This is a genomic window from Aeromonas sp. DSM 116730 (assembly GCF_046581335.1).
GTDB lineage: Bacteria > Pseudomonadota > Gammaproteobacteria > Enterobacterales > Aeromonadaceae > Aeromonas > Aeromonas rivipollensis.
The window spans coordinates 3,436,979-3,451,693 of sequence record NZ_CP144265.1 but is presented as its reverse complement, the minus strand read 5'-3'; the positions used below and the strand labels follow the sequence as shown (position 1 = coordinate 3,451,693).

General features: G+C 59.7%; 13 protein-coding genes and 1 tRNA gene. 11 read left to right on the top strand and 3 right to left on the bottom strand.

Annotation, left to right across the window (positions count from 1 at the left end; all coding sequences use genetic code 11):
• Positions 1 to 23 precede the first annotated feature (23 nt).
• The 10 genes from Aeroheme_RS15755 to Aeroheme_RS15710 all read left to right on the top strand — a co-directional run bounded on the left by Aeroheme_RS15755 (position 24) and on the right by Aeroheme_RS15710 (position 11,850).
• A tRNA-Met gene (locus tag Aeroheme_RS15755) sits at positions 24 to 100 on the top strand.
• Between the two features lie 166 nt (positions 101 to 266).
• Positions 267 to 725 carry a ribosome maturation factor RimP gene (rimP, locus tag Aeroheme_RS15750; protein ID WP_106887615.1) on the top strand — a complete coding sequence of 153 codons (459 nt, stop codon included), beginning with the start codon at positions 267 to 269 and terminating at the stop codon, positions 723 to 725.
• A 14-nt stretch (positions 726 to 739) separates the two neighbouring features.
• Positions 740 to 2,242 (top strand): transcription termination factor NusA, encoded by a 1,503-nt coding sequence (gene nusA, locus Aeroheme_RS15745; protein ID WP_106887614.1) that lies wholly within the window; start codon positions 740 to 742, stop codon positions 2,240 to 2,242.
• A 20-nt stretch (positions 2,243 to 2,262) separates the two neighbouring features.
• Positions 2,263 to 4,959 carry a translation initiation factor IF-2 gene (gene infB / locus Aeroheme_RS15740; RefSeq protein ID WP_106887613.1) on the top strand — a complete coding sequence of 899 codons (2,697 nt, stop codon included), beginning with the start codon at positions 2,263 to 2,265 and terminating at the stop codon, positions 4,957 to 4,959.
• A 55-nt stretch (positions 4,960 to 5,014) separates the two neighbouring features.
• On the top strand, positions 5,015 to 5,449 hold the full coding sequence (gene rbfA, locus Aeroheme_RS15735) for a 30S ribosome-binding factor RbfA (protein ID WP_005326642.1): 435 nt from the start codon (positions 5,015 to 5,017) through the stop codon (positions 5,447 to 5,449).
• 1 nt (position 5,450) lies between these two features.
• On the top strand, positions 5,451 to 6,410 hold the full coding sequence (truB, locus tag Aeroheme_RS15730) for a tRNA pseudouridine(55) synthase TruB (RefSeq protein WP_163154249.1): 960 nt from the start codon (positions 5,451 to 5,453) through the stop codon (positions 6,408 to 6,410).
• Positions 6,411 to 6,570: 160 nt separating this feature from the next.
• The gene (gene rpsO, locus Aeroheme_RS15725; protein ID WP_005326646.1) at positions 6,571 to 6,840 is read left to right on the top strand and encodes a 30S ribosomal protein S15; all 270 of its coding nucleotides are present in this window, start codon (positions 6,571 to 6,573) and stop codon (positions 6,838 to 6,840) included.
• A gap of 110 nt (positions 6,841 to 6,950) precedes the next feature.
• Positions 6,951 to 8,170, top strand: a protein-coding gene (locus tag Aeroheme_RS15720) for an IS3 family transposase (RefSeq protein ID WP_411166122.1) whose coding sequence is annotated in 2 segments (ribosomal slippage) — positions 6,951 to 7,299 and positions 7,299 to 8,170 — 1,221 coding nt in all. Because the reading frame shifts where the segments join, the coding sequence is not laid out codon by codon here.
• Positions 8,171 to 8,345: 175 nt separating this feature from the next.
• Positions 8,346 to 10,487 carry a polyribonucleotide nucleotidyltransferase gene (gene pnp, locus Aeroheme_RS15715; protein WP_163154247.1) on the top strand — a complete coding sequence of 714 codons (2,142 nt, stop codon included), beginning with the start codon at positions 8,346 to 8,348 and terminating at the stop codon, positions 10,485 to 10,487.
• A 151-nt stretch (positions 10,488 to 10,638) separates the two neighbouring features.
• A complete protein-coding gene (locus Aeroheme_RS15710; RefSeq protein WP_411166170.1) occupies positions 10,639 to 11,850 on the top strand; it encodes an MDR family MFS transporter in 1,212 nt (403 codons plus the stop codon).
• 3 nt (positions 11,851 to 11,853) lie between these two features.
• Here Aeroheme_RS15710 and Aeroheme_RS15705 read toward each other — a convergent pair whose 3' ends face one another.
• Positions 11,854 to 12,207, bottom strand: a complete 354-nt coding sequence (locus Aeroheme_RS15705) for a DsrE/DsrF/TusD sulfur relay family protein (RefSeq protein WP_411166169.1) — start codon at positions 12,205 to 12,207, stop codon at positions 11,854 to 11,856.
• Between the two features lie 159 nt (positions 12,208 to 12,366).
• Between Aeroheme_RS15705 and Aeroheme_RS15700 the strand changes: the two genes are divergently transcribed.
• A complete protein-coding gene (locus Aeroheme_RS15700; RefSeq protein ID WP_411166168.1) occupies positions 12,367 to 12,759 on the top strand; it encodes a DUF1090 domain-containing protein in 393 nt (130 codons plus the stop codon).
• Between the two features lie 74 nt (positions 12,760 to 12,833).
• On the opposite strand, the gene Aeroheme_RS15695 is transcribed toward Aeroheme_RS15700, so the two are convergent.
• Together Aeroheme_RS15695 and yegQ are read right to left on the bottom strand one after the other, a co-directional pair.
• Positions 12,834 to 13,082, bottom strand: a complete 249-nt coding sequence (locus tag Aeroheme_RS15695) for a YfhL family 4Fe-4S dicluster ferredoxin (protein WP_025326072.1) — start codon at positions 13,080 to 13,082, stop codon at positions 12,834 to 12,836.
• 1 nt (position 13,083) lies between these two features.
• Positions 13,084 to 14,445 carry a tRNA 5-hydroxyuridine modification protein YegQ gene (gene yegQ / locus Aeroheme_RS15690; protein ID WP_033130937.1) on the bottom strand — a complete coding sequence of 454 codons (1,362 nt, stop codon included), beginning with the start codon at positions 14,443 to 14,445 and terminating at the stop codon, positions 13,084 to 13,086.
• Positions 14,446 to 14,715 lie beyond the last annotated feature (270 nt).

Genomic DNA, 14,715 nt, shown 5'->3' with positions numbered 1-14,715 from the left:
CTATAATCTCGCACGATTTCGGACGCGGGGTGGAGCAGCATGGTAGCTCGTCGGGCTCATAACCCGAAGGTCGTCGGTTCAAATCCGGCCCCCGCAACCAAATTTCACGCATTTCCTACGCTCAGGAAGGCGGTCGCTGCGAGGCGACAATCAGGGTAAAGCGCCAAGCCCCGATTTGACATCGGGGCTTTTTGTTATGTGCGATTTACTCTGAATCGATCTCTATCTGGGCTATATGCCCTTTTTTTGTTTTTCGGAGGGTGACTTTGGCTACGTTGGAACAACGTTTGACCGATCTGCTCGAGGCTCCGGTCGTTGCCTTGGGTTTTGAACTTTGGGGTGTCGAGTTTATCCGTGCGGGTAAGCACTCGACCTTGCGCGTCTTCATCGACTCAGAGCAAGGCGTGACGGTGGAAGACTGTGCCGAGGTGAGCCGCCAGGTTGGCGCCATCATGGACGTTGAAGATCCCATCACCGAGGAGTATTACCTCGAGGTTTCCTCCCCGGGCCTGGATCGTCCGCTGTTCAAGGTTGCCCAGTTCGAAAAATACGTTGGCCAAGAGGCGGCGGTTTCGCTTCGGATGGCAACAAACAACCGCCGCAAGTTCAAAGGCGTAATCAAAGCTGTGCAGGGGGACATGGTCACCCTGACAGTAGATGGTAAGGACGAGGTGTTGGCTTTCACCAATATCCAAAAAGCGAACATAGTGCCGAACTTTGGTTAACGAGGCTATCGGATATGAATAAAGAGATTTTGCTGGTCGTTGACGCAGTGTCCAACGAGAAGGCTGTCCCCCGCGAGAAGATTTTCCAGGCTCTGGAGACTGCGCTGGCGACTGCGACCAAGAAAAAATACGAAGGCGAGATTGAAGTTCGGGTCGAGATCGATCGCAAGACCGGTGACTACGACACCTATCGCCGTTGGGTCGTGGTGGCCGATCAGGCTTCCATGGAGAACCCGTACGGGGAAATCACCCTCGAAGCCGCTCAGATCGAGCAGCCGGATATCCAGATCGGCGACTATGTTGAAGACCAGATTGACTCTGTGACCTTCGACCGCATCACCACCCAGACCGCCAAGCAGGTCATCGTGCAGAAAGTGCGCGAGGCCGAGCGTTCCCAAGTCGTTGACCAGTTCAAGGACAAGGAAGGCACCATCATCAGCGGCGTGGTCAAGAAGAGCAACCGCGACAACGTGATCCTGGATCTGGGCAGCAATGCCGAGGCCGTGATCTTCCGCGACGACATGCTGCCCCGTGAGACCTTCCGTCCCGGTGACCGCATCCGTGGCCTGCTCTATGCCGTCCGCCCGGAAGCCCGTGGTTCCCAGCTGTTCGTCAGCCGCTCCAGCCCGGACTTCCTGAAAGAGCTGTTCCGCATCGAAGTGCCGGAAATCGGCGAAGAGATGATCGAAATCATGGGCGCCGCCCGTGATCCGGGTTCCCGCGCCAAGATCGCGGTCAAGACCAACGATCGTCGTATCGACCCGATCGGTGCCTGTATCGGCATGCGCGGTGCCCGCGTTCAGGCCGTCTCCGCCGAGCTGAGTGGTGAGCGTGCCGACATCGTGCTGTACGATGACAACCCGGCCCAATACGTGATCAATGCCATGGCGCCTGCCGATGTGGCCTCCATCATCGTTGATGAAGACAACCACACCATGGACATCGCCGTGGAAGCCGCCAACCTGGCCCAGGCCATCGGTCGCAACGGTCAGAACGTGCGTCTGGCCTCCCAGCTGACCGGCTGGGAGCTGAACGTCATGACCGTCGAGGACATGCGTGCCAAGCACCAGGCCGAGAACGATCGCATCCTGACCCTGTTCACCAGCGCCCTGGACATCGACGACGATTTCGCCGGTCTGCTGATGGAAGAAGGTTTCTCCACCCTGGAAGAGATCGCCTTCGTACCCGTCAATGAGCTGCTGGCCATCGACGGTCTGGACGAAGACATGGTGGAAGAGCTGCGCAAGCGTGCCAAGGATGTCCTGACCACCAAGGCCCTGGCCAAAGAAGAATCCTTCGACGGCGTAGAGCCTTCCGAAGAACTGCTCAATCTCAACGGCCTTGGCCGTGAAATGGCGTATGCCCTGGCCGCTCGCGGCGTCGGCACCCTGGAAGATTTGGCAGAGCAAGGTATCGACGACCTTGCCGACATTGAAGAGCTGACCGCTGAGAAAGCCGGTGAGCTGATTATGGCTGCTCGCAATATCTGTTGGTTCGGAGAAGAGCAGTCTGAATAAGATCAAACGGAGGAAAATGAATGGCAGAAGTATCAGTCAAACAACTTGCCACTGACATCGACACGCCGGTTGATCGTCTTCTCCAGCAGTTTGTCGATGCCGGTATCAGCAAGAGCAAGGCCGACGACCTCGTCAGCGAGTCTGAGAAACAGACTCTGCTGGCTCACTTGAAAAAACAGCATGGAGGTGACGAGATCACCGCACCAGCCCGCATGACTTTGCAGCGCAAGACCAAGAGCACCTTGAGTGTTCAAGGGACTGGCGGCAAGAACAAGGAAGTGCAGGTTGAAGTGCGCAAGACTCGCACCTATGTAAAACGCTCGGCGCTGGAAGATGAACAGCGTCAGGCGGAAGCCGAGGAAAAAGCGCGTTTGGAAGCAGAAGAAAAAGCTCGTCACGAGGCCGAAAACAAGGCCCGTCTCGATGCTGAAGAGAAGGCTCGCCGTGAGGCTGAGCAGGCTCGTCGTGAAGCTGAGGAAAAGGCGCGGATCGAGGCACAATCAAAGGCTCGACAGGCTCCACAGCCCGCCAAAGTAGCCGCTAGCACAGCTCAGCAAGAGGCAGAAAAGATGGCCAAGCGCGAAGCAGAAGAACTGAAGCGCCAACAGGAACAAACCGCTTTGCAAAAAGCAGAAGAACTCGCCGCGAAGAAAGCCGAAGAGGCTCGCGTCATGGCGGAACAGAACGGCCCTCGCTGGGCTGAAGAAGAAGCTGCTCGCGCCAAAGAGAGCAGTGATTACCATCTGACCACCAACAAGCATGCGCAAGCCGCAGAAGACGAGTTGGACCGGAAGGAAGAGACCAGTCGTCGCACTGCAGCTGCAGCTGTCAAGGCCCCGAAAAAGGCCACTCGCCGCGAAGACGACCGTGACTCCCGCAACCCCCGTGCTCGCAAAGGCAAGCGCGGCAAGGTCGCCATGCCCAACGCCATGAAGCACGGCTTCAACAAGCCGGCCGCCGTGGTGAACCGTGACGTCGTCATCGGCGAGACCATCACAGTGGCCGAGCTGGCCAACAAGATGGCCGTCAAGGGTGTCGAAGTCATCAAGGCGATGATGAAGATGGGCGCCATGGCGACCATCAACCAGGTGATCGATCAGGAGACCGCTCAGCTGGTCGCCGAGGAGATGGGTCACAAGGTATTGCTGCGTCGTGAGAACGAGCTGGAAGAGGCGGTACTGTCCGATCGTGACGAGACCTCCGAAGCCAAGCCGCGCGCGCCTGTCGTGACCATCATGGGTCACGTCGACCACGGCAAGACCTCGCTGCTGGATTACATCCGTAAAGCCAAGGTTGCCGCTGGCGAAGCCGGTGGTATTACCCAGCACATCGGTGCCTACCACGTCGAGACCGACAGTGGCATGATCACCTTCCTGGATACCCCGGGTCACGCTGCGTTTACCTCCATGCGTGCTCGTGGTGCCAAGTCGACCGATATCGTCGTTCTGGTTGTTGCTGCCGATGACGGCGTCATGCCGCAGACCATCGAAGCCATCCAGCACGCCAAGGCGGCAGAAGTGCCCATCGTGGTTGCGGTCAACAAGATCGACAAGCCCGAAGCGGATCCGGATCGCGTCAAGACCGAGCTGGCCCGTTACAACGTCATGTCCGAAGACTGGGGTGGCGACAGCCAGTTCGTTCACGTCTCCGCCAAATCCGGCGAAGGCATCGACGACCTGCTGGAAGCCATCCTGATCCAGTCCGAAGTACTGGAATTGAAAGCGGTTGTCGATGGCATGGCCAGCGGCGTCGTGATCGAATCCTTCCTGGACAAGGGTCGTGGTCCTGTTGCCACCGTGCTGGTACAAGAAGGTACCCTGCGCCAGGGCGACATCGTGCTCTGCGGTCTGGAATACGGTCGTATCCGTGCCATGCGTGACGAACTGGGTCGCGAGATCAAGGAGGCGGGCCCGTCCCTGCCGGTGGAAATCCTGGGTCTGTCCGGGGTGCCGTCTGCCGGTGATGAAGCCACCGTCGTACGTGACGAGAAGAAGGCCCGTGAAGTGGCACTCTATCGTCAGGGCAAGTTCCGCGACGTCAAGCTGGCTCGCCAGCAGAAGGCCAAGCTGGAAAACATGTTCGCCAACATGACCGAGGGCGAAGTGTCCGAAGTGAACGTGGTGATCAAGGCCGACGTACAGGGTTCGGTGCAAGCTATCTGCGATGCGCTGGTTCAGCTCTCTACCGACGAAGTCAAGGTCAAGATCGTGGGTTCAGGGGTCGGTGGTATCACCGAAACCGACGCGACCCTGGCAGCGGCTTCCAGTGCCATCCTGGTGGGCTTCAACGTCCGTGCCGATGCTTCTGCGCGCAAGGTCATCGAGTCCGAGAGCCTGGATCTGCGTTACTACTCCGTCATCTATGATTTGATCGACGAAGTGAAGCAGGCCATGAGCGGCAAGCTGGCCCCTGAGTATCGTCAGGAGATCATCGGTCTGGCTGAAGTCCGTAGCGTCTTCAAGTCACCGAAGTTCGGCGCCGTTGCCGGCTGTATGGTCACCGAAGGTGTGGTCAAGCGTTCCAACCGTATTCGCGTTCTGCGTGACAACGTGGTTATCTATGAAGGCGAGCTGGAATCCCTGCGTCGCTTCAAGGATGACGTCAACGAGGTCCGCAACGGTTACGAGTGTGGTATCGCGGTCAAGAACTACAACGACGTGCGCGAAGGCGACCAGATCGAAGTTTACGAGACCATTGAAATTCAACGGACTCTGTAAGCCGACAGTTAGACAAAATAGGGGGCTGCGGCCCCCTTTTATCGCAGGATAGAATATGGCCAGAGAATTCAGCCGGACCCGTCGGGTCGGGCAGCAGATCCAGCGTGAAATCGCGCTGATCCTGCAGCGCGAGGTGAAAGACCCGCGCATCGGCATGGTGACCGTCTCCGACGTGGAAGTGTCCAAGGACCTCAACTATGCCAAGATTTACGTCACCTTCCTGCAGCTGGAGAATGACGCCGAGCGTATCGCGGAAGGGCTCAAGGGCCTGACCGAGGCGGCCGGTTACATTCGCAGCCTGCTTGGCAGCGCCATGCGTCTGCGGGTGGTGCCGGAGCTGCGTTTCTACTACGACCAGACCCTGGTCGAGGGGATGCGCCTCTCCAACCTGGTGACCAACACTGTGCGTGAAGACAAGCGTCGCATGACCGAAGCCGGTCGTGAAGAAGACGAAGCCGCACCGGATGATACAACTGAGGATAAAGCCTGAGATGTCTCGAAGACGTCGTTTCAAGGGCCGTGACGTACACGGTATCCTGCTGCTGGACAAGCCGACCGGTCTGACTTCCAACGATGTGTTGCAGAAGGTCAAGCGGATCTACAACGCGGCCAAGGCCGGCCACACTGGCGCCCTGGATCCCCTGGCGACCGGCATGTTGCCGATCTGCCTCGGTGAGGCCACCAAGTTCTCCCAGTATCTGCTGGAGGCGGACAAGCGCTATGAGGTGACCGCCAAGCTGGGCGAGCGCACCAACACCAGCGACTCCGACGGCGAGGTGGTCTCCACCCGTCCGGTGAACGTGGCCGTGGGTACTCTGATCGAGGCGCTGGACCAGTTCCGCGGCCCCATCATGCAGGTGCCGTCCATGTACTCCGCCCTCAAGCACAACGGTCGTCCGCTCTACGAGTACGCCCGTGAAGGCATAGAGATCGAGCGGGAAGCCCGCCCCATCACCGTATTCGAGCTCAAACTGCTGAGTTTCGAAGGGGATGAGGTGCGCCTCGAGGTGCATTGCAGCAAGGGCACCTACATCCGCTCCCTGGTGGACGATCTCGGCGAAGTGCTGGGCTGTGGCGCCCACGTCACCCAGCTGCGTCGCACCCAGGTGGCCAGCTATCCCTATGACAGGATGCTGACCCTGGATCAGCTCGAGTGCATCTTCGAGCAGGCCAAGGCCGAGAGCATTCCGCCGCGGGAGCAGCTGGATCCCCTGCTGCTGCCGATGGATACCGCAGTGGCGTCTCTGCCCGAGGTGAACATGCTGACGGCCGTGGCCGCCTATGTGAACCAGGGCCAGGCCGTGCAGGTGGCAGGTGCGCCGCAAAGCGGCCAGGTCCGCATGACGGTCGGTCCTGAGCGCGAGTTTATCGGCGTCGGCGAAATCGACGACGAAGGGCGGGTCGCCCCCAAGCGACTGGTGCGTTATCACGACGATAACAACGAGGAGTGATCCTCTGGCGGTATCGCTCTGGCTCACCAACCAGGGGGAGTGCAACTCGCCCCTCTTTATCGTTGCGAAAAGGGGCGGCTGCGATTATGATACCGCCCTCATTTCACGGCTGAATTAGAGATTGGCTGTGAACCTTTAAACACTCTACTGGAGTAATACCATGTCTCTAAATGCTGAGATCAAAGCTTCCATCGTTGCTGACAACGCTCGTTGCGCCAACGACACCGGTTCCCCCGAAGTGCAGGTTGCCCTGCTGACTGCCCAGATCAACCATCTGCAAGGTCACTTCAAGGAGCACTCCAAGGATCACCACGGTCGTCGCGGTCTGCTGCGCATGGTTTCCCAGCGTCGTAAGCTGCTGGACTACCTGAAGCGTAAAGACGTTCAGCGTTACGCCGCTCTGATCGCCAAGCTGGGTCTGCGTCGTTAATCGACCATCAGATTTCGCGAAAAAGGGGAACCGTGAGGTTCCCCTTTTTTATGGATCTGTCCCGTCCTGAATATGGTTTACACCTTTCCCCCACATAAATGGAGAGCCCGATGGGACAAGGTGTGAAACGGACACAGCGCGATTACTCGCTGACTTTTAAACTGGCACTGGTCGAGCAGATTGAAAAAGGCGAGCTCACCTGCCAGCAGGCACAAGCCCGATACGGCATTCAGGGCCGCTCCACCGTTCTGGTATGGTTGCGTAAACATGGTCGGCAAGATTGGAGCCAGGGGGCTTCTGTGCGCGCCGGCAGGAGCATCACCATGCCTGACCCCGACAACCAGACACCCGAACAGCGCATCAAGGAGCTCGAACAGCAGCTGGCGCTGATGAGCCAGAAGGCCCAGTTCTTTGAGGCCGTCGTCGATGTCCTGAAGAACGACTACGGCGTCTCCATCGTAAAAAAGCGACCCGGCAAGTCCTCTCGCAGCGGCAAGTCGAGAGGCTGACCATCGTCAGGGCTTGCCTGTTTCTGGGGATAAGCCGTCAGGCTTACTACAAGCGCAATCGGGTTGCAGACGTGCGCCATGCACAGGGGTTGCAGGTGGTGCGCTTCGTGCGTCAGGTACGGTTACGCCAGCCACGGGTCGGCACCCGCAAGCTGCATTATCTGCTTCAAGGTCAGGATGATGGCGGGCTCAAGGTCGGGCGGGACAGGCTGTTTCAGATATTGGCCGAGCACCGCCTGCTGGTGCAGCCCAGGCGGGCGTATCACAAGACCACCCACAGTTTTCACCGTTTCTACCGTCATCCCAACTTGCTCAAGGCGGGGCCAGAGCAGGTCACGCCGGTGGCTCCGGAGCAGGTCTGGGTCGCCGACATCACCTATCTGCCAGCCAGGAGCGGGCCGCTGTACCTGAGCCTGGTGACGGATGCGTACTCACGCAAGATAGTGGGTCATCACGTGCACGAAGGGATGCACGCCGAGGCGGTGGCGATGGCATTCAAGAAAGCACTGAAGCAACGGCGTGGCGGCGGGGAGCTTATCCATCACTCGGACCGCGGCGTGCAGTATTGCTCTGGGCTGTATCAGTCATTACATGAACGGTACGGGGTGAAATGCTCGATGACGGATGGCTATGACTGTTACCAGAATGCGTTGGCGGAGCGGGTGAACGGGATATTGAAAGGGGAGTTGTTGTTGCAAAGCCCGCAGGACCTGGCGCAAGCGCGGGAGATGGTGCGTGAGGCAGTGGATATTTACAACCTGGAGCGACCGCATCATGCCTTGAAATACAGAACCCCCGATGCGGTGCATCGGGGGTTCTGAGTCACGTGAAGCTAGACGAAAATGTGTAAACCTATTTCAGGACTAGACAATCATTTTTATCGCGCAGCAAACCGTTGCCTGCCTCACAGAATGCGCGCCACCGCTTACCTTTTGATGCGAATCAAGTATACTTGCACGCGAATTTAAAGCGCCAAATTGTAAAAAGGAAATTCACGTGAATCCTATTGTAAAGTCATTCCAGTACGGTCAACACACCGTCACCCTGGAAACCGGTGTGATGGCCCGTCAAGCCACTGCGGCCGTCATGGTCAGCATGGACGATACCTGCGTATTTGTGACCGTCGTCGGCAAGAAAGAGGCCGATCACGGCCGTGATTTCTTCCCGCTGACCGTCAACTACCAGGAGCGTACCTATGCTGCTGGTCGTATCCCGGGTGGTTTCTTCCGTCGTGAAGGCCGTCCGAGCGAAGGTGAGACCCTCATCTCCCGCCTGATCGACCGTCCTATTCGTCCGCTGTTCCCGGAAGGCTTCCTCAATGAGGTTCAGGTGGTTGCCACCGTCATGTCCGTGAACCCGGCCGTGTCCCCCGACATCGTTGCCATGATCGGTGCCTCTGCTGCCCTGGCCATCTCAGGTATCCCGTTCGGCGGCCCGATTGCTGCTGCCCGCGTGGGTTACATGAACGGTCAGTACGTGCTGAACCCGACTACCACCGAACTGCCCCAGAGCGATCTGGATCTGGTGGTTGCCGGTACCGCCAACGCCGTGCTGATGGTGGAATCTGAAGCGGCCATCCTGTCCGAAGAAGTGATGCTGGGCGCCGTGGTCTATGGCCACGAGCAGATGCAGGTGGTGATCAACGCCATCAACGAATTCGCCGCCGACGTGGGTACCCAGCCGTGGGACTGGACCCCGCCTGCCGTCAACGAAGCGCTGAAAGCCAAGGTTGCCGAGCTGGCCACTGCCGAACTGGGTGAAGCCTACCGCATCACCGAGAAGGCCGTGCGTTACGCCGCCATCGGTGCCATCAAGTCCCGTGTGGTTGAGCAAGTGATCGCCTCCGGCGTGGAAGAAGATGCCAAGAAGATCGGCGAAGAGTTCCACAGCCTGGAAAGCCGCATCGTCCGTGGCCGTGTGGTCCGTGGCGAGCCGCGCATCGATGGTCGCGATCCGGAAATGATCCGTGCCCTGTCCGTCGGCACCGGCATCCTGCCCCGTGCTCACGGCTCCGCTTTGTTCACCCGTGGTGAGACTCAGGCGATCGTGGTTGCCACCCTGGGTACCGAGCGTGACGCCCAGAACATCGACGAGCTGGCTGGCCACCGTGCCGACCGCTTCATGCTGCACTACAACTTCCCGCCGTACTGCGTCGGCGAGACCGGCATGATGGGCAGCCCCAAGCGTCGTGAGATCGGTCACGGTCGTCTGGCCAAGCGCGGCGTTGCTGCCGTGATGCCGAGCGCCGCCGAGTTCCCGTACGTGGTGCGCGTGGTGTCTGAAATCACCGAATCCAACGGCTCCTCCTCCATGGCTTCCGTCTGTGGTTCCTCCCTGGCGCTGATGGACGCGGGTGTGCCGATCAAGGCCTCCGTTGCCGGTATCGCCATGGGTCTGGTGAAGGAAGAAGAAGGTTTCGTCGTGCTGTCCGACATCTTGGGTGACGAAGATCACCTGGGCGACATGGACTTCAAGGTGGCCGGTACTACTCAAGGTATCACCGCGCTGCAGATGGACATCAAGATCGAAGGCATCACCAAAGAGATCATGGAGATTGCCCTCAAGCAAGCCCGTGGTGCTCGCCTGCACATCCTGAAAGTGATGGACGAAGCCATCCAGGCGCCGCGTGCCGAGATCTCCGATTTCGCCCCGCGCATCCACACCATCAAGATCAATCCTGAGAAGATCAAGGATGTCATCGGCAAGGGCGGTTCCGTGATCCGTGCCCTGACCGAAGAGACAGGCACCAACATCGAGCTGGATGATGACGGTACAGTCCGCATCTCCGCCGTTGCCAACGAAGCCGCCATGGAAGCCATCCGTCGCATCGAGGCCATCACCGCCGAGATCGAAGTGAACCGCATCTATGAAGGCAAGGTTGTGCGTCTGGCCGATTTCGGCGCCTTCGTCAATATCCTGCCGGGTAAAGACGGTCTGGTACACATCTCCCAGATCACCGATGCCCGCGTGCAGAACGTGGCCGACTTCCTGAAGATCGGTGACGTTGTGAAAGTGAAGGTACTGGAAGTGGACCGTCAAGGCCGCGTGCGTCTCTCCATCAAGGAAGCGAATGCACCGACCGAAGCCGCCGCCCCGGTTGCCGACGTGGCCGTTGCCGAAGAGCCGACTGCCGAATAAGGCATCCGCTCTGTGAAAAGCCGACCTCAGGGTCGGCTTTTTTGTGCCTGTTTGCCTGCCTGAGGGGGTCAGGGAGAAGAGGTCTTGTTCCTTTTGGCTCCAGTTGCTATAAGGGACGACTCGCCGTCACGTTGTCAAAAGGAAGTGCAGCATGTCATGGGCCTATCTCAGGCAGTTTCCCCCTCTGGTCTGGATCGTCATCCTGGGCACCTTCATGGTGCGCACCACCTTCTTCATGGTCTGGCCCTTTCTCTCCATCCTGCTCTACCGCGACTATGGCCTCTCGGCGACCCTGATCGGCCTCATCCTGGGGGCCACGGCGGCCCTCTCCACCCTGGTCAGCTTCTACGGCGGCTGGCTGTCGGACAAGTGGGGGAGGCGCAACATACTGCTGTTCGGCTGCCTGGTGTCGGCCCTGAGCGTCGCCCTGCTCGGCCTCTCCCATCAGGTGATCTGGCTGGCGATGGGGGTGATCGGCAGCGGGCTCTCCTACGGGCTCATCGACTCGCCGGGCAAGGCGCTGATGGCCGATAGCCTGGCCGAGCCCAAAGCCCGCGAGTTGGCGCTGCACCTGCGCTATTTTCTGCTCAACCTGGGGGCGGCCATAGGCCCCCTGCTCGGGGTCAGCTACGGCCTGAGCGCCCGCCAGGAGACCTTCCTGCTGCTCAGTGTCAGCTATCTGCTGCTCGGCTTCATCTTCTTCGTCGGTTTTCGACTGGCCGCCTGTCAGCCAAGCCATGCCGCCGGTCCGGGCATGCGCGCCGTGCTGCGGGTGCTCTGGCAGGACAGGGGCTTCCTGCTGCTGACGATGGCCAACATGTTGCTGATGCTGGTCTATGCCCAGTTCGAGTCACCGCTCATCCAGTACCTGACCCGAGCCGGTACCCCTGAGGTGGAGCGGCTCATCGGCTGGCTGGTGAGCACCAATGCGCTGACCATAGTGATACTGCAGTTCCCGCTGCTGCACCTGACCGCCAACTGGTCTATCAAGCGCCGACTGCAGCTCGGGGTCGCCTTCTTCCTCAGCGCCCAGCTGCAGTTCGCGCTCGGGGATACCGCTATCTGGTGGCACTGGATAGTGGCGGTGATCCTGCTGAGCGTCGGCGAGTGCATCCTGTTCCCGCTGCTCAATGTGCTGGTCGATCAGATGGCGCCGGAGCACCTCAAGGGCAGCTACTTCGGGGCGGCCTCCATGTCCGGGCTCGGGATCGCCATCGGTGCCCTGCTGGGGGGCTGGATCCTGGCCAACTGGGGAGGTGGCTGGCTCTATGGCTTCATGGCGCTGCTCTGCCTGGCGATCCTGATGCTCTATGGCCTGAGTACCCGGACCTCACGCACTGCGCTGGTCCGGGCCGAGCCCTGATCCCTAGAAGGTCAGCACCTTGTCGGCCGCCAGGGTCCACTGGGCCAGCAGGGGCAGGGTGCCTATCTCTATGCCCTCGATAAGTGGCAGGGAGCTGATGCCCCGTGCGTCCGTGCAGCTCTTGCACAGCCGGATAACGGTGCCCTGTGCCAGCAGGATCTCCAGCATCTGGCGCAGGTTGTAACCCTCGGCGGGGGATTGGCCCGCCAGGGCGGCGCCGACGGCATCGGACATCAGGAATATCTTCAGGATGACGCTTTCCTGCTCGTTGAGGGCTATCCCCAGACGCAGGGCATTGAACAGGGACTCGCTGCCATAGGGGGCGCCGTTGGCGATGATGACGATCTCTTGCTTCATGGGACTCTCCGGGTTGAAAGGGGCATTGTAGCGTCGCCAGCTTGGCGGCGGCATGACCCAGTGCAAACTCTGTCGTAGCCCTTTCCCTGTGCCTTGACCTCGGGAGATGAGTCAGGTTTCATAGGCGGCCATCCAGTATGACAGAGCAAAGAGGTCGTTATGTGGAAGATTGCCGGAATAGGATTATTGCTGTTGGCCGGACAGGCTTATGGCAGTGAAAACGTCGGCTGCAAGGCCAGGCATCAGGCAGTTACCGAGCAGTTGAGCTTCGCCCGGGCGCACGATAACGCGCAGCAGGTGGCGGGCCTGGAGCAGGCCCTGCGCAACATCGAGACCCATTGCACCGATGCCGGGCTCCTCGAGGAGCAGCAAGAGAAAGTCGCCAAGCAGAAGCAAGAGGTGGAGGAGCGCCTGGCGGATCTGCAGAGCGCCCGGGTCTCGGGCAAGCCGGACAAGATCGCCAAGAAGCAGGCCAAGCTGGAGGAGTCCCAGGCCGAGCTGCTGGAGGCCCAGCGCGAGCTTGAGGCGCTGCAGAAACTGATCAAGCCCTGACCGGGCTGCAGCGCAATAGAAAAAGCCGGGCATGCCCGGCTTTTTCTATTTCTGGATGACCCGCAGGTCCGGCATTACTGCCTGTGCATCAGCACAAACTTGTCCATCAGCTGCTCTTCGGTCTCCACATGGGCGGGATCCCAGATGATGCAATCGATGGGGCAGACGCTGATGCAGGTGGGCTTCTCATAGTGGCCGACGCATTCGGTGCAGCGATCCGGGTCTATCTCGTAGATCTTGTCCCCCAGGCTGATGGCCTGGTTCGGACACTCGGGATCGCACATGTCACAGTTGATGCACTTGTCGGTGATGAGCAGCGCCATCTCAGGCCGCCGAGTGGGGCTGGCGGGTATCCTGACGATCGCCCAGGTTGCGCAGCAGTATGCCGTAGTTGATGTCGATCTCTTTCGGGACCGGCACATAGACCACGTGACCGTTGCCCGGCGCGGTGTCGATAAGCTCCCCCTTGCGGTTCTGCATCTGCTCCAGGTTGAAGCTGACGTTGCCCTGGGGCGTCATCAGCTCCAGGCTGTTGCCCACCAGGAACTTGTTCTTCACTTCCACTTCCACCATGTCGCCCTGACGGCCGGTGATCTCGCCGACGAACTGCTGGGTGTCGGAGACGGAGTAGCCGTAGTCGTAGTTCTGGTACTCGCTGTGGTTGTGACGACGCAGGAAGCCCTCGGTGTAGCCACGGTGAGCCAGGTTCTCGAGGGTGCCCATCAGGGTCGGATCGAACGGGCGACCGGCGACCGCATCGTCGATGGCTTTGCGATAGACCTGGGCGGTGCGGGCGCAGTAGTAGAAGGACTTGGTGCGGCCTTCGATTTTCAGGGAATGCACGCCCATCTTGGTCAGGCGCTCCACGTGCTCGACGGCGCGCAGGTCCTTGGAGTTCATGATGTAGGTGCCGTGCTCGTCCTCGAACGCCGTCATGTATTCGCCGGGACGGTTGGACTCTTCCAGCAGCACCAGGGCATCGCTCGGCTTGCCGAGCCCAAGGGTGTTGTCCGGGCGCACGGCGATGGGCTCCTGACGGTGGACAATCTGGCCCACGTCATCTTCCTTGCCCTCGTGCACCTTGTACTCCCAGCGGCAGGAGTTGGTGCAGGTACCCTGATTGGGGTCACGCTTGTTGATGTAACCGGAGAGCAGGCAGCGGCCCGAGTAGGCCATGCACAGCGCCCCGTGGACGAAGACTTCCAGCTCCATCTCAGGCACCTGCATGCGGATCTCTTCGATCTCGTCCAGGGACAGCTCGCGGGACAGAATGGCGCGGGTCAGGCCCATCTGATGCCAGAATTTCACCGTGGCCCAGTTGACCGCGTTGGCCTGCACCGAGAGGTGAATGGGCATATCCGGGAAGGCTTCGCGCATCATCATGATGAGACCGGGGTCTGACATGATGAGCGCATCCGGCTTCATGTCCACCACGGGGCGCATGTCGCGGATGAAGGTCTTGAGCTTGGAGTTGTGGGGCTGGATGTTGGCCACCACATAGAACTGCTTGCCCAGTGCATGGGCCTCGTTGATGCCGAGCTGCAGATTCTCGTGATCGAATTCATTGTTGCGCACCCGCAGGCTGTAGCGCGGCTGGCCCGCATAGACGGCGTCGGCGCCATAGGCATAGGCGTAACGCATATTCTTGAGGGTCCCGGCGGGGGAGAGCAATTCTGGTCTGAACATGTTGGACTCTTTCTGTCTGATTGCAAATCAGGACGGCGCCACCTGATGGCGCCGTATAGGGTCATCGGCATGGTGCGACCGTACTCGACGCACGGCCACCCGATGAGGTACACCCAGAGCACGAGATGACTCGATACTCCTGATAAAAGGGGTGCGAGATTGTACTCGTGACGGCGCCATCATGCAATTTGGCGCTAGGGTGGCGGGCCGGATGCATGTTCATTTTGCGCTCAGATTGGCGATGTTAGGCTGACAGGCACCCGATACGGT

Excerpts from the sequence above, each read along its gene's own strand:
- nusA (WP_106887614.1), top strand. The coding sequence starts at position 740 with ATGAATAAAGAGATTTTGCTGGTCGTTGACGCAGTGTCCAACGAGAAG.
- infB (WP_106887613.1), top strand. The coding sequence starts at position 2,263 with ATGGCAGAAGTATCAGTCAAACAACTTGCCACTGACATCGACACGCCG.
- rbfA (WP_005326642.1), top strand. The coding sequence starts at position 5,015 with ATGGCCAGAGAATTCAGCCGGACCCGTCGGGTCGGGCAGCAGATCCAG.
- truB (WP_163154249.1), top strand. The coding sequence starts at position 5,451 with ATGTCTCGAAGACGTCGTTTCAAGGGCCGTGACGTACACGGTATCCTG.
- rpsO (WP_005326646.1), top strand. The coding sequence starts at position 6,571 with ATGTCTCTAAATGCTGAGATCAAAGCTTCCATCGTTGCTGACAACGCT.
- Aeroheme_RS15710 (WP_411166170.1), top strand. The coding sequence starts at position 10,639 with ATGTCATGGGCCTATCTCAGGCAGTTTCCCCCTCTGGTCTGGATCGTC.
- Aeroheme_RS15705 (WP_411166169.1), bottom strand. The coding sequence starts at position 12,207 with ATGAAGCAAGAGATCGTCATCATCGCCAACGGCGCCCCCTATGGCAGC.
- Aeroheme_RS15700 (WP_411166168.1), top strand. The coding sequence starts at position 12,367 with ATGTGGAAGATTGCCGGAATAGGATTATTGCTGTTGGCCGGACAGGCT.
- Aeroheme_RS15695 (WP_025326072.1), bottom strand. The coding sequence starts at position 13,082 with ATGGCGCTGCTCATCACCGACAAGTGCATCAACTGTGACATGTGCGAT.
- yegQ (WP_033130937.1), bottom strand. The coding sequence starts at position 14,445 with ATGTTCAGACCAGAATTGCTCTCCCCCGCCGGGACCCTCAAGAATATG.